Origin of the sequence: Chryseobacterium paridis (assembly GCF_016595215.1) — a bacterium.
In the GTDB taxonomy this organism is placed as follows: domain Bacteria; phylum Bacteroidota; class Bacteroidia; order Flavobacteriales; family Weeksellaceae; genus Chryseobacterium; species Chryseobacterium paridis.
In genome coordinates this window covers 850,121-868,940 of the sequence record NZ_JAENHK010000010.1, presented here as the reverse complement: position 1 = coordinate 868,940, position 18,820 = coordinate 850,121, and the positions used below count along the sequence as shown (strand labels likewise).

21 protein-coding genes and 1 pseudogene are annotated in these 18,820 nt (G+C 34.4%); 14 read left to right on the top strand and 8 right to left on the bottom strand.

Going from position 1 to position 18,820, the window contains the following annotated elements; all coding sequences use genetic code 11:
- Window positions 1-350 precede the first annotated feature (350 nt).
- On the top strand, window positions 351-3,218 hold the full coding sequence (locus JHL15_RS21350; RefSeq protein ID WP_200246471.1) for a S8 family serine peptidase: 2,868 nt from the start codon (window positions 351-353) through the stop codon (window positions 3,216-3,218).
- 79 nt (window positions 3,219-3,297) lie between these two features.
- Here JHL15_RS21350 and JHL15_RS13370 read toward each other — a convergent pair whose 3' ends face one another.
- Complete coding sequence (locus JHL15_RS13370) at window positions 3,298-4,017, bottom strand: hypothetical protein (RefSeq protein ID WP_200246470.1); 720 nt, start codon at window positions 4,015-4,017, stop codon at window positions 3,298-3,300.
- A gap of 221 nt (window positions 4,018-4,238) precedes the next feature.
- Here JHL15_RS13370 and JHL15_RS13365 point away from each other — a divergent pair, with 221 nt between their 5' ends.
- Together JHL15_RS13365 and JHL15_RS13360 are read left to right on the top strand one after the other, a co-directional pair.
- Complete coding sequence (locus tag JHL15_RS13365) at window positions 4,239-4,913, top strand: helix-turn-helix transcriptional regulator (protein ID WP_234047772.1); 675 nt, start codon at window positions 4,239-4,241, stop codon at window positions 4,911-4,913.
- 76 nt (window positions 4,914-4,989) lie between these two features.
- Window positions 4,990-5,382 (top strand): RidA family protein, encoded by a 393-nt coding sequence (locus JHL15_RS13360; protein WP_200246467.1) that lies wholly within the window; start codon window positions 4,990-4,992, stop codon window positions 5,380-5,382.
- A gap of 111 nt (window positions 5,383-5,493) precedes the next feature.
- Here JHL15_RS13360 and JHL15_RS13355 read toward each other — a convergent pair whose 3' ends face one another.
- Both JHL15_RS13355 and JHL15_RS13350 read right to left on the bottom strand, forming a co-directional pair.
- Complete coding sequence (locus tag JHL15_RS13355) at window positions 5,494-5,898, bottom strand: GNAT family N-acetyltransferase (protein ID WP_200246466.1); 405 nt, start codon at window positions 5,896-5,898, stop codon at window positions 5,494-5,496.
- A 54-nt stretch (window positions 5,899-5,952) separates the two neighbouring features.
- Window positions 5,953-6,444 carry a cupin domain-containing protein gene (locus tag JHL15_RS13350; protein ID WP_200246464.1) on the bottom strand — a complete coding sequence of 164 codons (492 nt, stop codon included), beginning with the start codon at window positions 6,442-6,444 and terminating at the stop codon, window positions 5,953-5,955.
- A 244-nt stretch (window positions 6,445-6,688) separates the two neighbouring features.
- On the opposite strand from JHL15_RS13350, the gene JHL15_RS13345 reads away from it, so the two are divergent.
- Window positions 6,689-7,483 (top strand): CPBP family intramembrane glutamic endopeptidase, encoded by a 795-nt coding sequence (locus tag JHL15_RS13345; protein ID WP_200246462.1) that lies wholly within the window; start codon window positions 6,689-6,691, stop codon window positions 7,481-7,483.
- 270 nt (window positions 7,484-7,753) lie between these two features.
- Here JHL15_RS13345 and JHL15_RS13340 read toward each other — a convergent pair whose 3' ends face one another.
- Window positions 7,754-8,023: a bacteriocin-like protein gene (locus JHL15_RS13340; protein ID WP_200246460.1), complete on the bottom strand. Its 270-nt coding sequence runs from the start codon at window positions 8,021-8,023 to the stop codon at window positions 7,754-7,756.
- Window positions 8,024-8,297: 274 nt separating this feature from the next.
- On the opposite strand from JHL15_RS13340, the gene JHL15_RS13335 reads away from it, so the two are divergent.
- The 4 genes from JHL15_RS13335 (at window position 8,298) to JHL15_RS13320 (ending at window position 11,299) form a co-directional block, all read left to right on the top strand.
- Window positions 8,298-8,876 carry a TetR/AcrR family transcriptional regulator gene (locus JHL15_RS13335; RefSeq protein WP_200246458.1) on the top strand — a complete coding sequence of 193 codons (579 nt, stop codon included), beginning with the start codon at window positions 8,298-8,300 and terminating at the stop codon, window positions 8,874-8,876.
- Between the two features lie 17 nt (window positions 8,877-8,893).
- Window positions 8,894-9,805: an alpha/beta fold hydrolase gene (locus JHL15_RS13330; RefSeq protein ID WP_200246457.1), complete on the top strand. Its 912-nt coding sequence runs from the start codon at window positions 8,894-8,896 to the stop codon at window positions 9,803-9,805.
- Between the two features lie 185 nt (window positions 9,806-9,990).
- Window positions 9,991-10,563: a TetR/AcrR family transcriptional regulator gene (locus tag JHL15_RS13325; RefSeq protein ID WP_200246455.1), complete on the top strand. Its 573-nt coding sequence runs from the start codon at window positions 9,991-9,993 to the stop codon at window positions 10,561-10,563.
- Between the two features lie 4 nt (window positions 10,564-10,567).
- Window positions 10,568-11,299 (top strand): alpha/beta hydrolase, encoded by a 732-nt coding sequence (locus tag JHL15_RS13320; RefSeq protein WP_200246453.1) that lies wholly within the window; start codon window positions 10,568-10,570, stop codon window positions 11,297-11,299.
- Window positions 11,300-11,468: 169 nt separating this feature from the next.
- Here JHL15_RS13320 and JHL15_RS13315 read toward each other — a convergent pair whose 3' ends face one another.
- Window positions 11,469-12,791, bottom strand: a complete 1,323-nt coding sequence (locus JHL15_RS13315) for a phosphatidylserine decarboxylase family protein (RefSeq protein ID WP_200246451.1) — start codon at window positions 12,789-12,791, stop codon at window positions 11,469-11,471.
- Between the two features lie 266 nt (window positions 12,792-13,057).
- Here JHL15_RS13315 and JHL15_RS13310 point away from each other — a divergent pair, with 266 nt between their 5' ends.
- A complete protein-coding gene (locus JHL15_RS13310) occupies window positions 13,058-13,525 on the top strand; it encodes a hypothetical protein (RefSeq protein ID WP_200246450.1) in 468 nt (155 codons plus the stop codon).
- Between the two features lie 50 nt (window positions 13,526-13,575).
- Here the strand turns inward: JHL15_RS13310 and JHL15_RS21290 are convergent, their stop codons facing one another.
- Window positions 13,576-13,710, bottom strand: a complete 135-nt coding sequence (locus JHL15_RS21290; protein WP_262895632.1) for a bacteriocin-like protein — start codon at window positions 13,708-13,710, stop codon at window positions 13,576-13,578.
- A 91-nt stretch (window positions 13,711-13,801) separates the two neighbouring features.
- Window positions 13,802-14,302, bottom strand: a complete 501-nt coding sequence (locus JHL15_RS13305; RefSeq protein WP_200246448.1) for a hypothetical protein — start codon at window positions 14,300-14,302, stop codon at window positions 13,802-13,804.
- Between the two features lie 338 nt (window positions 14,303-14,640).
- Here JHL15_RS13305 and JHL15_RS13300 point away from each other — a divergent pair, with 338 nt between their 5' ends.
- From JHL15_RS13300 to JHL15_RS13280, 5 genes and pseudogenes are all read left to right on the top strand, one after another.
- Window positions 14,641-15,573, top strand: a complete 933-nt coding sequence (locus tag JHL15_RS13300; RefSeq protein WP_200246446.1) for an NAD-dependent epimerase/dehydratase family protein — start codon at window positions 14,641-14,643, stop codon at window positions 15,571-15,573.
- 29 nt (window positions 15,574-15,602) lie between these two features.
- A complete protein-coding gene (locus JHL15_RS13295) occupies window positions 15,603-16,511 on the top strand; it encodes a helix-turn-helix domain-containing protein (RefSeq protein WP_200246444.1) in 909 nt (302 codons plus the stop codon).
- Window positions 16,512-16,609: 98 nt separating this feature from the next.
- The gene (locus JHL15_RS13290; RefSeq protein WP_200246443.1) at window positions 16,610-16,984 is read left to right on the top strand and encodes a hypothetical protein; all 375 of its coding nucleotides are present in this window, start codon (window positions 16,610-16,612) and stop codon (window positions 16,982-16,984) included.
- A gap of 139 nt (window positions 16,985-17,123) precedes the next feature.
- The gene (locus JHL15_RS13285; protein WP_200246441.1) at window positions 17,124-17,612 is read left to right on the top strand and encodes a DoxX family protein; all 489 of its coding nucleotides are present in this window, start codon (window positions 17,124-17,126) and stop codon (window positions 17,610-17,612) included.
- Between the two features lie 99 nt (window positions 17,613-17,711).
- Window positions 17,712-18,502: pseudogene (locus JHL15_RS13280) on the top strand (PhzF family phenazine biosynthesis protein).
- Between the two features lie 100 nt (window positions 18,503-18,602).
- Here the strand turns inward: JHL15_RS13280 and JHL15_RS13275 are convergent.
- The gene (locus tag JHL15_RS13275) at window positions 18,603-18,791 is read right to left on the bottom strand and encodes a hypothetical protein (protein ID WP_200246440.1); all 189 of its coding nucleotides are present in this window, start codon (window positions 18,789-18,791) and stop codon (window positions 18,603-18,605) included.
- Window positions 18,792-18,820: the final 29 nt, after the last annotated feature.

The window sequence follows — 18,820 nt, the reverse complement described above, 5'->3', positions numbered from 1 at the left end:
TATTTAAAAATATTCATTTTTTTATTCATAAACTGAACTTCTAAAAATTTGAATTAAAAGAAAAAAGAATACCACTACTCTTTTCTGTATACTATTTGTCAATTCTAAAAAATAATACTTTAAATTTTTGAACTAAAAATAGATCATATAGTAACACTTAACCTATAATTTACACCACTTATTAGTTAACTGGCGACACTTATTAATTGTCATTAGGTGAAGGATTTAGGATTTTGATACATTCATTGATACTTAAAACTCACCCGACTATGAATAAAAAAATTCTCTATCCTCCCTAGTAGAGGCTTATTCTCTTATTACAAAAAACAATAACCGAAAAAACAAACATCATGAAACTAAAAATTTTTACCCTCGTTCTATTGCTCTTTGCTCTGTTGAATGTAGACGCACAGGAGTTTTTTTACTATTCTTATAATGGGAAGATCCCAATAAACCTCGATAAAAAAAGTATTACACTGAACGCTTACTCTGATTTTGATCCTTCAAGTATTAGAGATGCCAATTTAAAATCCTTTGAACTTCTTACAGATTATACGGATAAGAATTACAAGTATGCTACTACTGAAATCTCGAATAATCTTAGTGCTGAAGAGTATTTTAAATTCATTAATCGCTTAAATTCCAACAGCAGGATAATTAAAGTAAATCCTAATTTCACCAATGACCGGGGACAAAAACTGGGTTTGTCCAATTATTTATATGTGAAACTAAAATCTAAGGAGGACTACAGCCTTTTGAAATCTAAGGCAGCAGAACTTTTTATTGATATCATTGAACAGGATCAATTTATGCCACTGTGGTATACCTTAAAAATTACAAAACGTACTCCTGTAAACACATTACAGGCTGCCAATTCACTTTACGAAACCGGATCTTTTGCTTCCAGCCAACCGGATTTTATGTCCGATGATTTGCAATGTACCAATGACCCTATGTTTGGAAGTTTATGGGGTATGCCAGCCATCAATGCTTGTCAGGCCTGGACTCTTTCTCAGGGTGATGGTGTAACTGTAGCAGTCCTGGATGTAGGAATAGAAAAAACGCATGGTGACCTAAGTGCCAATATACATCCTTTAAGCTATGATACAGAATCAAATTCAAGTCCGAGTCAGATATTTGGTGACCACGGAACGCATTGTGCAGGAACTATCGGAGCTGTAAAAGATAATAACCTTCAGGTAGTTGGGGTAGCCCCAAAATCAAAACTAATGGCTGTAAGTAATTCTCTGGCAGCTACTACTAACAGCAGAAAGAAAAGAGGCAATGGTATTAACTGGGCCTGGCAAAACGGAGCTGATATCATTAGTAACTCCTGGGGATCCAGTGTCCAGTTCGATGAAATTACTGATGCAATAGCTAATGCCATACAAAATGGAAGAAATGGAAAAGGTACCATTGTTGTATTTGCTTCTGGAAATGAATATGGAGCAGTAGCATATCCTGCGAAAATCAATCCTGATATTCTTGCTGTAGGTGCGACAACAAGCACTGGTACACGTGCAGGTTTCTCTAATTATGGAAATGAACTCGATGTGGTAGCTCCAGGAAGCGGAATATTATCAACAGTACTTAATAATGGTACCGGAACTAAAGATGGAACTTCTATGGCTACCCCTCACGTAGCGGGCGTTGCAGCCTTGATTCTATCTGTAAATCCTTGCTTAACAGGAAAGCAAGTAAGGGATATTATAGAAAAAACTGCACAAAAAATAAGACCAGATCTTTATTCTTATACAACGACTCCGGGAAAGCCAAACGGAACATGGAATAACCAAATGGGCTATGGTCTTGTTAATGCTTATGCAGCGGTAGAGATGGCTAAAAAAGTCAATAACCTGGCAGCATTTGACAGTGCAGCAGATATTGGTTTAGAACCTAATCCTTCCGCAAATACCTGGGCCAATATCTACCAAAGTAATGATATCTGGAATAGAGTAACGAATGATAATATTAATATTACTCATGAAAATCCAGGTTATGCCGGCCCGGGGAAAAATGTAATGAGATTCAGAGTACGTAATATAGGATGTACTACCTCCAGTCCAGGTTTTGCAAGACTGTACTGGACGATGGGTTCTACAGGAGAATCATGGCCGGAGTCATGGAACGGAGTTAGAACACTCGGTCCATACCCCTACTACTCTGCTGGAGGAGAGCTAACTGATCCATATACTGGATTTAATTCTTCTAATCAATATTCTCCCGGACAAGGGTTTAAAATACCCGCTTTATCCCCAGGACAGGTATACATTATTGATGCAAAATGGTCACCAGTAGATCCAACTATCTATGGTGCTAATCAAGATAATGTAATCTGCTTTTTAGGAAGAATTGTTTATGCTAATGATCCTATGTACGATGAAAATCCAGGTCCTAATGCACCGATTGAACCTAATGTAACAAAGAACAATAATATTGTAACAAGGAATACAAGACTTGTAAATCTAAGCGGTGTATTTTCCAAGAGATCGGGCTTTTTTATCGGGAATTATTTAGACGTGGAAAGGCTATTTGACGTACGCCTGCAGCTTATTAAAGATTCTAATGTTCAATTTAAATCTATTGCCACTTTATTTGTTACCCTGGACAATCAGATTTGGGAAAGATGGAAAGAATCCGGATTTCAGTCAGAGGGTATTGAAATTGTAAATCAGAACACGCATGAAATTAAAGTAATCAATCCTCAAACGGCAATTTTAAAGAAGATCAGATTGAAGCCTGAAGAATATTTTCCTTTGACACTTAACTTCACTTTACAAACCAGTATAGGTTCAATGGAAGATTATGATTTTGCTGCTTCACAATATGTAAGTGATGAGCAGGATAAGCAATATGGAAGTGTTTGTCATTTCTTAGTGGCTATTAACCAAAAAGAAAAGCCTGGAGAACCTTACTGTGAAGACGGATGTAAAGAAACAAATAAACAGATCTCAGTATTGAAGGATGTGAAACTTTCCCCCAATCCTGCATCGTCCAGAACCACTTTAGAAGTGAATTTACTTGAAGATGCTTCAGCGAGTATCCTGTTAACGGATTTTAATGGTAAAACATTGAAGAAAATTATCAACTCCGAAAAACTGAATAAGGGAATTAATACAAGAGAATTCTCAGTCTCTGAACTTCCGGATGGTGTATATGTCATAACAATTTTGGTCAATTCTGAAAGGAAATCTGTCAATCTTATTGTTAAGCATTAATTACATAATTAAAATAAAAAAAAAAAGAGTAGAAATTAATTTCTACTCTTTTTTATGTTTAAAAGAAGTCTTTTGGCTTCTATTTTAATTCGTCAAATTCCAGATAAATTATTTCAGGATTATTAAAATTAATATTTTTATAGTCCTTATGTCCACTGCATTTCTCACTTAAGATTTCAGTTTTTTTAGCTTTACTTGGAACGATAGCTATTTCACCATTCTGCAATGAAGTGGCAATGGTTTTATTCTTTATATTAATTTTTGAAAGTTCATCAAAATCCGGACGATTTAAAATCTGATGGGCTAAAAATTGTTGCTTTTGATCGCCAAATAAAATATAATCACACGGATTTCCTTCACTTTTATCCATGTTCAGCTTGTGGAAGTATAATACTTTGGTTATTTCTACTTGTGCATCTTTTATGATCAATTCCCCACCACGTTCAAAATGACCTCTGTAAATATTGGCTTTAAATGTAGTGATATCATTCATGATAGACGGAAGAACAAATTTTTCAGGTTCCAGCGTGTACATGCTATTTTCGGGATGTACTACTCTATCTTTTTGATAAGTTAACGCAGAAGGCTCATCTAATTTAATTTTTAAAATAACCTGATAATCATGGGGAGTATGAAAAAGCGGAAGATGAGAAGCATATTGGGTCTCATTTCCCAATAAAATCATCCCATGAACTCCGGGATGATCCATCACCATATCATGTTTTTGAGAAAAAATAAGTGTTGAACTACTCAATATAATTGCTAAAATAAGACGAGATGCAATAAGATAATGTTTCATTTTGGTATTGAAAATTAAGTTCTGCAAAGGTACATTGGAAAGCATTATCAATATCTTATGAAATGGTATTTTTTTACTTTTGGAAAAATTCTTTTGAAAAGAAGTTGCAGATCATTTTTCTAGCCATTAAATAATTATAATCCACTACTCTTCTTGTTCTAAAAAGAACTATTATTGTGTACAGGATTTAATACGCTTTGAATACTATGGGAGAAAATGATATGAAACGGCTTTCAAGATTAACCGCCATATTGACCTTATTACAGACCAAAAAATTGTTGACCGCAAAAGAGATCTCTGAGAAGTTTTCAGTGAGTATCCGTACAGTGTATAGAGATATCAGAGCCCTCGAAGATTCAGGTGTTCCTGTTCTGACAGAAGAAGGAAAAGGATATACATTAATGGAGGGTTTTAGAATCCCACCAATCATGTTTGAGGAAAAGGAAGTCAATGCTTTAATTTTAGCAGAGCAGTTGGTCTTGAAAAATAAAGATTCTTCATTTATCAAAGATTATATACAAGCAATGGACAAAATAAAAGCGGTCCTGAGATACAGTGATAAACAAAAAGTAAATCTTTTATCTGACCGGACACGTTTCAGCCAGAATAGCAATCGAGATAGAAATAGCAATAATCTTTCTGAGCTTCAATATGCTTTAACGAACTATTTCGTGGTGAAAATCGACTACATCAATGAGTCAGGTATAAAGTCAACTCGAGAGATAGAACCTTTTGCGCTGGTGAGTACACATGAAAACTGGCTTCTTATTGCATGGTGTAAATTACGAAATGATTTTAGGTATTTTCGTTTAGATAGAATGGAGAACCTAATCCTTTTGCATGAAAAGTTCACTCCGCATAAGCTTACATTACAAGAGTTTTTTGACCAATCATAATTTTTTTGACCCCTGACATAGGGCTGTCATTAAGGCCTTCCATCTTTGCATTGTAATATTTAAATACATCATCAAAATGGAAAAACAATCTTTTGACCCTTGGGTATGGGGTAAAAACACAAATTCTGCGCAGGCAGTAGAAGTAACCAATGTTAAAGGAACTTTGTACTGTTCAGGGCAAGTTGCAATAGATGAAAACGGAATGCCTAGTAGTGAAGATATGAGGAGCCAACTCATTCAGACGATCAAAAACCTTGAAAAGCTCATTTCCGAATCAGGATATGAATCTAAAAATATCGTTAGATTGAATGTTTATACAACATCTGTCAATGACTTTTTCAATACCTGTATGGATGTGTATGTGCCTTTTCTTAAAACAAATGGTATTGAACAGGCCACCACTCTACTTGAAATCAAAGGTCTTTTTGCAACTTTAACTGTAGAGCTTGAAGCTACTGTTGTGAAATAAATCGAATTGATCAATTGTAATGATAAAGGCCTTGAGATTTCTTTCAAGGCCTTTTATATTTGTTTTTAAATATTCACCATTTTCTCCTATGTAGAAGAAAGTCTGTACTTACTAATGACTTCGCTTTATGATAAAAGCCGAGTCTATTTGTTCCATTCCAATAGTGGAATAAAAGCCAATTGCGTTTGGTGAAGATTGAAGAATTAATTTGCATTCATCACCAGCCATTGTTTTTGTAATGTTTACCAATTCTTTTCCAATGCCATTTCCTTTATAGTCGTCTCTTACACATAGGTCAGAAAGGTAGCAACAATAACAAAAGTCTGAAATAGATCTTGCCAAACCTACTAATTTATTATTATCCCAGGCCGTCACGACAATATTGGCATTATGATGCATCTTTTTTATTCTTTCAATATCATTTTTATCAGCAATTGGAAAATAATCGGAAAAATTATATAAATCAATTATTTCTTCTATTTCAGGGATGATTTCAGTTTTGTAAATGATTTTCATTCTTTAGTTTCTTTATAGTTCGATGATAATTCTCTAGGGGTTTCAAAAAATATTTTATCCAAGAAAATCAGAAGGAAATGTTTTAATCCCATGTTTTTCATTTAATTTTTGTAAGAATTCTTTTCGTTCTTCTGTGAATTCCGGAACTGGCAAAATTTGACCAGGTAATGCAGGAGTACCTACTTCTTCAAATAGAACTTCTAATCCTGCAGGAATGACGGTACAAAGTAATCGTGCATATTTTTCAGAGGTATTTTTAAAAGAATGTATAGAACCTCCAAAAGGGATATTAACAAAACCATCTTGCCCAACGATTTGTTTGCCTGCTTCAGTTTTAAATTCTACCTCACCTTCCAGAACATGAAACATTTCCTGAATATCTGGATGTGAATGTGGCGGCGGTCCACCTCCCGGAGGGACTACCATTTCTATGACAGCATAATTTCCATCGGTTTGGTCTCCAGAAATAATAATTCTGTAATTACCTCCTGCAACGGCTAGTAATTTTCCTTTGTCTTTATTGATGATGCTTATATTTGAATCCATGAGTATATCTTATATATTGATTATGATATTATGTTGAGGAAGCAGTTAGTTTGCTATTATTTGCCATCACTATACTTTTTCATATCCACTTTATGGGTTTATGCTTGTCAAACAAATATAAATAGATATTCAATACGCTCCTACTCAATGGAAATCTTGTATTGGAGCAAGCTTTGACTTTTTTATTAGTATTTTTACTCCTTTAAAAAGATACCTGCTTATCTATTTTATTTAAAGTACTCATATGGAAAGAAAAGAATCTGCCAAAATGCTCCTGTTATTTTCAGTTTTAATAATTTGTCTTTTTACTCAACTCATATCGGTTGTAGGACTTCTGATTATCCTGGCTTTTGTAGCGATGGTTTATGGATATAGTATGTTGGAAAAAAATCAGAAATACAGCAGGTTTTTATATCATGCCATGGCATTGGGTATCTTTGTATTTTCTATTGTTGTTTTTCAGCATTTGCTGCCAGGATTTAATAATGTACTAATTTTCGATAAAATACAGGTATCAAAAGATGCAGTTCCCTTTACTATGTATTTCAATATAGATAAAACGTTGACTGGGCTTATTTTGCTCTTGTTTGTAGTGCCGTGGGAAATGAACTTTAAATCTGCTCTGAAGAAGAATTGGTATCTTATTATAATAGCTGTTCTTTTACTTATGGGACTTACTTTATTGTTTAATTTTGTCAAAATTGATATTAAGTTTCACTCTTATTTCTTTATTTGGGCTTTAAATAACTTATTGTTCGTTGTGATGGCGGAAGAAGTTTTATTCAGAGGTTTTTTTCAAAGGCACCTATCTTTGCTGAATATAAAAAATAGCGGAATCATTGCTGTTTTTATTGCTGCTTTGGCTTTTGGGGCCTTGCACTGGCAGGGTGGAATATGGTATGTTTTGTATGCTGCTATAGCTGGGATGATGTATGGACTGATCTATTATAGGGCAAAAAATATTATACTGAATATAGTGAGTCATTTTATTCTGAACTTAATTCATATTCTGTTTTTTACGTATCCGTTCCTGAAGTAAAGAATCAAATGTATTTTAGAATATTAAAAAAAACCGCTCTGGAAAGAGCGGCATAACTAACTATAAATACTTTGTTGTCTTAACAGGTAGTTTTACCCTTAGGTAAAGGAATGTGTACTACTCTATTTATGACAGCCTGTACATTGCCTAATGTATTGTTTGTAAGAATAAGGTACTATACCAGTAAGCCTCTATTCTGTAGTATTACATATTACTTATTATCATAAAAAAAACCGCTCTTTTCAGAGCGGTAGTAATTTTTAATTTTTATTAGTGGCAAGTATTAGCTCCACAGCTAACTACAGTAATGTGTACAACATTGTTGATTCCACACTGTACTTGGCAAAGTCCGTTTTCAAGATTTTTAACAACTTGAACAACAGTTCCACCTACAGCACCGCCAATAGCACCGATAGTACCACCAACGATAGTTCCAACTCCACCTAGAACTCCACCTACTAGGCCTAAAATTGGATCAAGAAATCCATCTCCTGAAATAGTTTTTAACTGCTCTCTGTCTAATTTTTTAAAATTTTTCATGATAATAATTTTTTATGATTAATACTTCACTAAGATAGGAAAAATTACAATACGTTGTATTTTTTTTTGAAAAAATATTTAATTATTTATATAATTTAATATTCCATTAATATAATGGTTATTTGTTGGAGATATCATTTTATTAGATTTGCTTTATTTTATGATATTTGTGATAGGTTTTGTCCAATAATTTTTCAGACGAATTTATTTTTCAGGCTTGAATTAAAATTATAAAAATGTCACATTGTTGAGTCATTTTACATATATTTGCGACATGAAAAGTACAGAAAGTAAAATTATTGATGCAGCAGTATATATATTAAATGATAATGACGCTGCAACAATTGATGATATTGCTAATCATATAGGAATTAGCCGACGTACCATCCATAGATATTTTAAGGATAAGAATTCCTTAATTGAATGCTGCAAACAAAAAATGATGGAAACATGTAATGCTACAATGATTACAGCCTATCTGAGCAGCGACATTCCTCTTGTACAAATGGAAAATATGTTCTACGCTGCGCTCAGTATCGGACATGAATATTCTTTTGTGAAAAAACGATTTGAACGAAGCGGTTATTCAGAAGTGGTGCATAATGAAAAAGAATTATATGATGATGTTAAGGCAAAATGGTTTGGAATCGTAGAACATCTTCAGGAAAATAGAATGATTGATCATAAGTTTACGGTGCCATGGATTTATAATCTTTTTGGGGGGATTATAGATATCGCCATTGCTGCCCAGCGCAACGGAGAAATTGCAGGAAATGATTTGAAAAAATTTGCATGGTCTTCTTTTAAAGGAAGTGTTGGGCTGAAAGAGTATACAATATATAATAAGTCTTAATCTAAAATTTAAATCATATGAGCTCAATATTCGTTGACAATGATCCAGGAAAATATGAGGATAGCCAACTTGTCAATCTGATTCCAGGATACACTAGCCACATCGAGGAAGTGGAGGGCCTTGCACTACATTATGTAGCAGGTGGAACGGGCTCCCCTCTCGTATTACTCGCTGGCTGGCCACAAACCTGGTGGAGCTTCCATAAAATAATGCCGGCCCTGGCTGAAAAGCATCATGTAATTGTTATCGATATCAGAGGAATGGGAAGTTCAGGAAAACCAGATGTTGGATATTCAAAGAAAAATATGGCTCATGATATATTGAATTTGATCAAAAAGATTGGATATGAAAAAGTGAGTATTGGAGGCCATGATATTGGAGCAACTGTTGCAATAAGCTTTGCGGGTAATTTTCCTCAGAATACAGAAAAGCTTATTGTGTTGGACACTCCACACCCGGATGAAAATATGTATCAACTTCCAATGTTGCCCGTAGGACTTCCGGTATATCCATGGTGGGTTGCATTTAATCAGGTTAAAGATCTCCCCGAAAAACTGGTAGAGGGACGATTTCATCTGATTCAGGATTGGATCTTTGACCAACTTTTGAAAGATCAATCTTCAATAAGTGATTTTGACAGAAAGGTTTACAGTCAAGCCTATAATGACAAAGCTTCTATAAGAGCCTCCAATGCATGGTATCAGGCATTTACCCAGGATATTCAGGATATAAAAGCAATGAAAATTATTGATGCCCCTAGTATAGGTATTACTGGTAGTGACAACTACGAAATGCTCAAGCTTAGTCTTTCCCCTTATGTCAAAAATCTGGAGATGAAAGAAATTGATGGAGCTGGCCATTTTTTAATGGAAGAACGACCAGAGGAAACTGCTAAATCAATTCTAAGATTTTTGGCTGGGTTAGAATAATACTTTAAGCCTCAGTAAAAATATTCAATATACCTGTAATTCTGATTTTACAGGTTTTTGCATTTATATTAGAATTGATTGCTTGTTCAAATTCGTAGTATGTCTGATAGCTTACTGAAAATAATTTTATATGTAAAAATAGACAATTATGTCTAATTTGTGAAATAAAATATTACTTTTGTCATATGAATACAAAAGATCGTATTATGGAAACAGCTGATAAGCTTTTCTATTTTCAGGGATATCAAACAACGGGAATCAATCAGATTATTGACGAGGCCAATGTGGCTAAAGGAAGTCTGTATAATCATTTTCCCTCAAAAAAAGATCTTGGCCATGCCTACGTGAAGCAATCAAGTGATCAATGGTTCAAAGGACTTGAAAAGGAGCTGGAACTTTGGTCTGATCCTGCTGAAAAACTGCTAGCCATTTTTTCATTTTTAGAAAAGTACGCAAAAATCAACCAATTTAACGGCTGTCGTTTGATCAATATTCTGACTGAAGTTACAGACCAGGACGATCAAATAACAGAAATGGTAGTTGCTCATAAACAAAGATTCAGGGAATTGCTATACCAGATAACAACAAAAATAGATATTGGGGTAATGCAAGCCCGTGAAGTATCTGATACTATTTACCTATTGTATGAAGCAGCAACTGTAGACAGTAAAATTTTCAAAGACGATTGGCCAATTCAACTGGCTCGTAAAAATGCTGAACAGTTCTTAAACCAAAACAAAATGCCAAATAATCAATAAATCAATGGATATTACAAAACAAACTGAACTTATTTTTGAGCCTATTCCTTTGTCTCAGGATTATCAATTTGAATTACCTGAGAATGTTGAAGAAGTCTCTATTCAGGTTACCCCTGAAGTAATCTTGCATGGTCTTTATTATAAGACTACAAAAAGCCCATTGCTTTTAGTCTATTTTCAAGGAAATGCGAAAAATATGCAGAATTTTTTTGATAATCATGGGATGATACTGGACTGGGGATATAATGTTTTAGTTACCGATTACCGAGGCTTTGGAAAATCAACAGGATCGATTGATGGTGAACAAAATATGTATAGTGATGCAGAGCATGTGTATGACTTTGCATTACAATTAGGGTATCAGCCGGAAAATATTATTCTTTATGGATATTCAATGGGAACTTCAATGGCCGCTTATCTGGCTACAAAGAAAAGGGCTAAAGCGGTTATTTTAGAAAGTCCTTACTCCTCTATTGCTGAAATCAGTATTTTTGGAAATCAGGCGCCAGATTATCAATTGAATACTGCAAAAAGAGCCCATGAGATTAGTATTCCTACTCTACTGATTCATGGGGAATTGGATGATATTATAACTCCCGACCATTCCGAAAGAATATTGGCTAATCTTGTTACTCCTCAAAAAGAAATGATTGTAATTTCTAAGGGCGGGCATGGTGATTTGAAAGGAAGAGAAGAATATCAAACCAGTTTTAAAAGGTTTATTTCTAAATTATAAGATTTTTACTATATAAACAGACGTGTATTCTAACTGACACAGACCAATCTATTAAAAAAGACCTCAAATTTTTTTGAGGTCTTTCTCTAAAATTTAAAATATATTTTGTCGAATTAGAAGATCTAAAGATGCTCCAATTTTCCATTTTCAACTTTCAACTTTCAATTAATTAAGAAACGACACCAATCTTTGATTTCACCGGAATATTATACGTATTCAAACTCGGTGTTTGTCCATGGAAGTCAAAATCAATATTCACTCCCGGTCTGAAAATTAAGCAATGGGTAGAGCCTCCAAAATGGAATGTACCTGTTGGGTCTCCTTTTTTGATGTGATCTCCTACCTTTACGGTGATTTCACAGCTGGAAACTTCCGCCATACCGATAGCGACAAAGCACATTAACCCTATTTTTTCATTATCAGATTGAATAAAGATTAAGGCACGGGCAGCCAATTCAGCGATGTACCCCTGAGAGTCATTTGGACCTGCCGGATCATATCCTTCAACAGGGGCTTCCGCATAATAGGTTCCGGGAACATTCTGAATAGCTACTACTCTACCATCTACAGGACTGTTCCAACGGTGATAAGTTTTAGCACAAAGAAATGCCTGATAGACTGTACTGTTATCTCCAAATTGTTGTGATAACGGATGATTGTTCATAATATCCAACAGAGAATATGGTTGCCCCTTCATCCAGAACTTATCTCTCATCATGGCATTAGTCACACAATTATAGGGAGCCGATTCGCAGGCACTTACAATCACTGATGGGTCTTTGTCTGCATCACTTACCTCTCTTACGCCGGGATTGAATTCACGGGTGAAAAAATCATCCCAGCTAGTATACCCAAAATTAGGAAGATCGGGTCTGCATTGATAATTATAGATGAAATTAGCCAGTGCATTTTCTGGATCGTTACCCTGACCTCTTAATGGGTCCATAGCTGCGATAGCTTCAAGTGCTTCTGGTGAAAACCAGCCCACCGGATTGGTATAGTCAGGTTGTGGCTGAAATATAGGTCCGTTTACCAAAACGTATTTTGAAGCGTCGGACTGCAGAAATACTTTCCATTCGTTGAGGATCACATTTAATTTTTCATTCACTAATGTATTGGTGAATGCGAGATATCCACCACTGGTACCCATAGCCCAATCCAAAATAGCATTAATGGGGAAACCAACTAATCCAATTGTATTCTCTATGGTACTGTAACATGGAGCTTCCTGTAAAATCTGATTCATAATAAGAAGCATGGTTTCAAAGTTTTTTACAGGCTCATTATACCCTTGTGGAATCTCATCATACATGCTTGTAAAACTCATCCATAAAATAGGATCATTGTATATGGCATCTCTAAGGTCTGCAATAGCCGGATTCATTGGAAGATTAGACTTTTTAGCCTGAATGATTTTTTTCTCTATCCAGTTATTTAGAAAATTCCTGTCGGATGGAAGCCATTTTCCAACCCTGTACTTTACATGATTCATAATATTAGTTTTTTCTCCCTACTCATATGGCTTTTCGGAATGGCGCCCCGTTTTATAATGGTTTCTGGTCTCCATGGTTATTGTTCCTAAAATAAGATAGGATAAAGTTACAATGGGAAACAAAGAACAGCAAGAGTATTTCTACTCAATGGGAAATAGGTAGTATTACTGATAGAGCTTGTGTTACAATATCCATAGTTCATTTGAAATATTTTATACGACGGGAAAGGTTGAGTATATTTGCTTTTATATTGTAATTATTATTGATGCATACTTTTGAATTTGTTTTACCAGATAACAGACGTGCGGTAATAGGCGTAATACTAATTCCTCTACTTCTTTTTGTAACGATTATATCAGGGAAAATTATAGATATTCCTATCAATTGGTTATTGGGTATCGGTATTACAGAATTTATTATTCTGGTTGTTGTATTGGTAAGATGGATGGGGAGAAAAGAGCGTATTATATTCTATCCGGATTATCTTGAATCAGCGCTTTATGGAAGAATTCCCTATGAAAATATGATAGAAATAATAGCTCCATGGTACTTTCTTTATCCAGGCTTTATACTTCGTGTAGTCGGTAAGCGATCATACCATTGGGCGATAAGTCATCCCCGTGCCTCCCAACCATTGAGTAATACTCAGAGTGAAATGGATGCTTTTAACTATTTTAAAGAAACACTGAAGAAAAATATGGATGATTTTCATAGAAAAAGCCCCACTAAGTAGAGCTTTAAGTTTTACAATCTTTTACTGATCGTTATAAAGTGTCTTTCTGTTTATAAACAACAAGTTTGTGCTTCAGGAATACAGCCTCCGGATGGTGTACACCAGTAATATCCTTTAGAGCATACCGAAGCAGCTCCTTTGATTGTTTTTAAATCCTCTTTTGAGATTTGTTTAAGATTTTTCATTGTAAATAATTGAGTGGTTTGTGATGTAAATATGATAAATATTTTCATAACCAACTGTAAATCATTTAAAAAAATCTGTCTAAGAATACTATTACTTGATACCAATAGCTTTTAGAGCAGTAGCACTTAAATATATTTCATCGAAAACTGTAAGAGATTCAATGTCTTCGAATGTCTGAAATTTTTGATCAATTTTGTTAAAAGATAATTCGATAGCATCGTCATAAGAGGCCACGATTCTGACTACTGAATAGCCATTATAAGCTACTTTAAAACCTTCAAAAAAACAATTTTGTTCTGCTCTTTGGTATATGTTGTTTTCTTCAAATCCAGGTACTGCAGAGTTTTCATTGATATGTTTTGTGTTATGTTCAAGTGATTTCCAGCTCACATAATTTTTAGGTTCTTTCAACACATTTCCGTCTGCATCGACAGGAATGAACATTCCAAGCGTTAAAGGATGCTTCAGAAGATTAGCATAATTATTCATCAGATTTAACGTCTGAAGATCAGCATATCCCTCGTGTGAATAATATTCAAGAACGAAGGTAGTCATCGGGATAAGCTTATGGGAAGCATTGGCTGGAACCATTAATAATTTTTGTGTTGTGAATGAATTTACTATTTTGGCAAATATACAAGTTTAGGATAAATAGACCTCCTTCACAACAGCCAAGAATGCAGTTTAGTACAGGATTTTCCGGTATTTTTTCTTAGAATAAATAAGGTTAAATATTCATTTTATTAGTCATTCAATTAAATTCATCACTATTATAGATACAGAGTGGCTCAAGAATAAGGTTTGAAAAAGATGCATTTAAAATGCAAGAACAGAGATGAGGTTACAAATTCGGATGATTGAGTTACAGTTTCTTATAAGTTATGCCCGAATTTTGCATAAGAATAAAAGTCAGAAATAAACATACAATTATGCAAACTATATTAGGTGCTAATGGCCAAATCGGCGAAGAACTGGCAAGGGAGCTGAAAAAGAATTTCACTTCCGATATCAGGATTGTAAGCAGAAATCCAAAGAAAGTGAATGATACAGATACTACATTTTCTGCCGATTTATTTGTTAAAGAAAATGCTATTGAAGCTGTAAAAGGCAGTCAGATTGCCTATTTTACTTTGGGGTTGCCTATGAATACGGATTTGTGGGAAAAACGATTTCCTACTATTACAAAAAATGTAATTGAAGCCTGTAAAGTGAATGGAGCTAAACTGGTGTTCTTTGATAATACCTATATGTATCCGCAAAATAATAATCTTCTCACAGAAGATACTCCCTTTGCTCCTGTAGGAAGAAAAGGAAAAGTGAGAAAGGAAATGGCAGAAATGGTTTTAAAAGAAATGAAATTGAGAGAAATGGATGTGGTAATTTGCAGGGCTCCGGAGTTCTACGGGCCTGGAAAAACACAAAGTATTACCAATGCTCTTATTTTTGATGCTATAAAAGAGGGTAAAAAGCTAAAAGTTCCGTTGAGGGATGATAAATTAAGAAGCCTAATCTGGACTCCTGATGCAAGTAAGGCGACTGCTCTAATAGGGAATACACCGGATGCATATGGACAAACTTGGCATCTGCCCGTAGATAACCATAAATTAACCTATAAGCAATTTATTGAACTAGCCTCAGAAATTTATGGACAAGAATTAAAATATACTACGATTCCTAAATTTGCATTCAGGCTCAGTGCGCTCTTCAATGAAAATGCACAGGAACTGAAAGAGCTGCTTCCAAGATATGGATATGATAATCTGTTTGATGATTCTAAATTCAGGAAAAGGTTTCCGGATTTTGAAGTAACGACTTACAGAAAAGGAATAGAACAGATCAAAAAAGAGCAACAAGGTTATTAACCCGAATATTTAAATCATAAACTACAAAGATGAAAGCTCCTGAAAAAGTAACTTCAATTGCAAAAATGCATCATTACCTGAAGCTTAAAAAACCTTCCAATCCACTGATCAGTGTTTTTGATTTTAATGAGATTTCTGTACCTCCTGAGACTTTTCTTCGTGCTATTACTACAGATTTTTATGTGATTGTCATTAAAAGTGATTGTGCCGGAAAGTTCAGATATGGTCAGCAATATTATGATTTTGATGGTGGGATTATGTATTTTATTGCGCCCCATCAGGTGGTTCAGTTTGAAGATATTTTGCTTTCTGATGTCAAAGGAAATGTATTAGTGATTCATCCAGATTTTCTACAAGGCTACCCGATTGCTTCTGTTATAAAGGATTATGGTTATTTTTCGTATTCGGCTAACGAGGCTTTACATCTTTCGGAAAATGAAGAAAATTCAGTCACAGATATCATGGCTAATATCAGGAGAGAAACAGAAAATAATATGGATGTTTTCACCCAGGATTTACTGATCTCTAATATTGATCTGCTTCTGAAATACTGTGATCGTTTTTATAACCGTCAATTTTTAACAAGGAAAAAAGTAAATAGTGATCTTTTAACTCAGTTGGAGAAATTGTTGGATGATCAGTTTAAAAATGATAATCTGATAATCAATGGGATTCCATCGGTGCAATTTATAGCGAATGAGCTGCACATCAGTCCTAATTATCTTAGTGATATGTTGCGTGTCCATACGGGACAAACTACTCAACAGCATGTACAAAACAGGTTAATAGAAAAAGCGAAGGAACTCTTATCTACGACCTCAATGTCGGTATCGGAAATTGCCTTTCATCTTGGTTTTGAACATTCACAATCATTACATCGTTTATTTAAAAACAAGACTTCCCTGTCTCCACTTGAGTTCAGACAGACTTTTAATTGATAAGTTTTTATCATTAATGAAATACTGATTTCCTGTAAACCGATTAGGAACGTATACTACCATAAATATTTCATTATATTTGTTATCCATTTTAAAAAATGCCTATGGTTAAACAGATTGGTTTATTGCATTATACAAGAGTATTGAGTCTATTTTTGATGCTAACCCATTTGTTTATATCTACTACAAGTTATAATAGTTTTTCAACAACGCTATTCAGTACTTACCAGCATTTTAATTCGAATGCTCATCAGGAATGTGATCAAACCAGTCTCAAAGAAAACAACAGAACTCCGATAAAATGTAATGGAAATTACTGTTCTAATTTTTCATCATTTTTTACGGCTTCGTTTACATCTTTTAGGTTCAAAGGATTTGAAGAGAGCTTAGAAAGTCGTTTCTTTTTATATAACGATCCACCCTATTCTTCTTTTTTTAATTCCATTTGGATTCCTCCTAAAATAAAAGTTTAATTCTCAAAGTTTCAGCTCTAATATATGCTGAAAACTTACAAAAAGGAATAAGCATTATTCCTCTATTATTAATCTTACATAACATGACTGGCTCCCTTTCATGGGCTTGTTATTTAATCTAAAATGAATTAAAAAAATAATGAATACAATCACATCAAAATTCGAAAAAAACAGCAAAAATATATACATCATATGCAGAATCCTTATTGGATTATTCTTCTTTATTGCGGGCTTTAACAAATTATTTCATCCTATTTTTCAGGGATATATGTTCAATACGATTAGCAGTATTGGATTTCCGTTTCCCGGATTTACAGCTAATTTTACCGCTTTTTGTGAGTGTATATTTGGACTATTTTTAATGATTGGTTTATGGACGAGAATAAGTTCGGTCTTTTTAATCATCATTATACTCGTTGCCTTATTCACCCATGACCTCAATACAATTCCTAAGGAACTTATTCCCATTAAACCGGAGACGGGCGTATATGAAATGGATCCTTTTACCTGGCTGAGCTATTTTCTGTATCTGCCACAGACACTGTATCTGTTATTTTTAACGATGTTTCTATCGCAGGGATGTGTTGGATTTGGAATTGATACTTCAAAAAAGATCAATGGTCAATAATGAGTTGAAAGAATTCTTTTTATAATAGTATTGTCTTCAGTTAAGTGGTAAAGATGAAAAGAAATTTTTACTTTTACTGAAGACAATTTATTCTTGATCATGAAATTAGAATTATACCAGATAGACGCATTTACAGATGAACTTTTCAGAGGAAATCCTGCCTGTGTAGTCCCCTTAAAAGAATGGCTTCCTGATGAAACCCTTCTAAAAATTACCAGGGAAAATGCGGTGGCTGAAACAGCATTTTTTATCGAAAATGGTTCAACAATACATCTCCGGTGGTTTACCCCTGAAATTGAGATGGATCTCTATGCGGACATGCTACCCTGGCAACAGCTCATTGTTTGATTTCAATTTTAAATTATAAAAGCAATGAAATTATTTTTGAAACCAAAAGTGGCGAATTGAAGGTAAGCTTTAAGGATGGATTGTATTATCTTGATTTTCCTTCAAGGATGCCATTACCCTCTGTATTGCCTGAAATTATTTCAAAATCATTGAATATTCAGCCAAAAGAAGTATTTCAATCAAGAGATTATGTTTTGGTATATGATACAGAAGATGAAATAAGAAATATCAAAATTGACCGAGCAACCTTTGATCTCATCAATTTGGATCCAGGTGGTGTGATTGTAACTGCGAAAGGAAATGGGAGTGATTTTGTTTCCAGATATTTTACCTCACAATCCAGCATTCTGGAAGATCCGGTAACGGGTTCTGCTCATTGTTCACTGATTCCTTTCTGGTCAGAAAGACTGGGTAAAAAGGATATGTTTGCAATGCAGCTCTCCGAAAGACTTGGAAAGTTATATTGTGAAGATCAAAATGAGCGGGTCATCATTGCAGGAAAAGCAAAGACCTATTCTGCCGGACATCTTTGGACAGAATAAAATATCTGTATAAACCCCTTTCACTCTAATTTGTTAATCATAAAATAAATTTCCCTCCATTTTAACAATGGAGGGAAAAATTATGTGCTGATTGTTTATTTTAATCCAAGATTATAGCAGTACATAAGCCATACTTAGGCCCTGCGTCAGAGATCGGGTGACATGCTCCGGCTATGCAACAGTTCCCTGCTCCACAGTCATTATTAGCAGGACAAGGAATGCGGCCCCCATTGATTGATTTCATTTGTTTTCTGTCTAATGAACTTAGATTTTTAAGATGTGATTTCATAGTAGTTTTTTTAAGTTATTAATCAAATA

Excerpts from the sequence above, each read along its gene's own strand:
- JHL15_RS21350 (WP_200246471.1), top strand. The coding sequence starts at position 351 with ATGAAACTAAAAATTTTTACCCTCGTTCTATTGCTCTTTGCTCTGTTG.
- JHL15_RS13285 (WP_200246441.1), top strand. The coding sequence starts at position 17,124 with ATGAATACAATCACATCAAAATTCGAAAAAAACAGCAAAAATATATAC.
- JHL15_RS13330 (WP_200246457.1), top strand. The coding sequence starts at position 8,894 with ATGAGCTCAATATTCGTTGACAATGATCCAGGAAAATATGAGGATAGC.
- JHL15_RS13350 (WP_200246464.1), bottom strand. The coding sequence starts at position 6,444 with ATGGATTCAAATATAAGCATCATCAATAAAGACAAAGGAAAATTACTA.
- JHL15_RS13360 (WP_200246467.1), top strand. The coding sequence starts at position 4,990 with ATGGAAAAACAATCTTTTGACCCTTGGGTATGGGGTAAAAACACAAAT.
- JHL15_RS13305 (WP_200246448.1), bottom strand. The coding sequence starts at position 14,302 with ATGGTTCCAGCCAATGCTTCCCATAAGCTTATCCCGATGACTACCTTC.
- JHL15_RS13315 (WP_200246451.1), bottom strand. The coding sequence starts at position 12,791 with ATGAATCATGTAAAGTACAGGGTTGGAAAATGGCTTCCATCCGACAGG.
- JHL15_RS13345 (WP_200246462.1), top strand. The coding sequence starts at position 6,689 with ATGGAAAGAAAAGAATCTGCCAAAATGCTCCTGTTATTTTCAGTTTTA.
- JHL15_RS13310 (WP_200246450.1), top strand. The coding sequence starts at position 13,058 with ATGCATACTTTTGAATTTGTTTTACCAGATAACAGACGTGCGGTAATA.
- JHL15_RS13340 (WP_200246460.1), bottom strand. The coding sequence starts at position 8,023 with ATGAAAAATTTTAAAAAATTAGACAGAGAGCAGTTAAAAACTATTTCA.
- JHL15_RS13300 (WP_200246446.1), top strand. The coding sequence starts at position 14,641 with ATGCAAACTATATTAGGTGCTAATGGCCAAATCGGCGAAGAACTGGCA.
- JHL15_RS13355 (WP_200246466.1), bottom strand. The coding sequence starts at position 5,898 with ATGAAAATCATTTACAAAACTGAAATCATCCCTGAAATAGAAGAAATA.
- JHL15_RS13365 (WP_234047772.1), top strand. The coding sequence starts at position 4,239 with ATGAAACGGCTTTCAAGATTAACCGCCATATTGACCTTATTACAGACC.
- JHL15_RS13325 (WP_200246455.1), top strand. The coding sequence starts at position 9,991 with ATGAATACAAAAGATCGTATTATGGAAACAGCTGATAAGCTTTTCTAT.
- JHL15_RS13290 (WP_200246443.1), top strand. The coding sequence starts at position 16,610 with ATGCCTATGGTTAAACAGATTGGTTTATTGCATTATACAAGAGTATTG.
- JHL15_RS13370 (WP_200246470.1), bottom strand. The coding sequence starts at position 4,017 with ATGAAACATTATCTTATTGCATCTCGTCTTATTTTAGCAATTATATTG.
- JHL15_RS13295 (WP_200246444.1), top strand. The coding sequence starts at position 15,603 with ATGAAAGCTCCTGAAAAAGTAACTTCAATTGCAAAAATGCATCATTAC.
- JHL15_RS13320 (WP_200246453.1), top strand. The coding sequence starts at position 10,568 with ATGGATATTACAAAACAAACTGAACTTATTTTTGAGCCTATTCCTTTG.
- JHL15_RS13335 (WP_200246458.1), top strand. The coding sequence starts at position 8,298 with ATGAAAAGTACAGAAAGTAAAATTATTGATGCAGCAGTATATATATTA.
- JHL15_RS21290 (WP_262895632.1), bottom strand. The coding sequence starts at position 13,710 with ATGAAAAATCTTAAACAAATCTCAAAAGAGGATTTAAAAACAATCAAA.
- JHL15_RS13275 (WP_200246440.1), bottom strand. The coding sequence starts at position 18,791 with ATGAAATCACATCTTAAAAATCTAAGTTCATTAGACAGAAAACAAATG.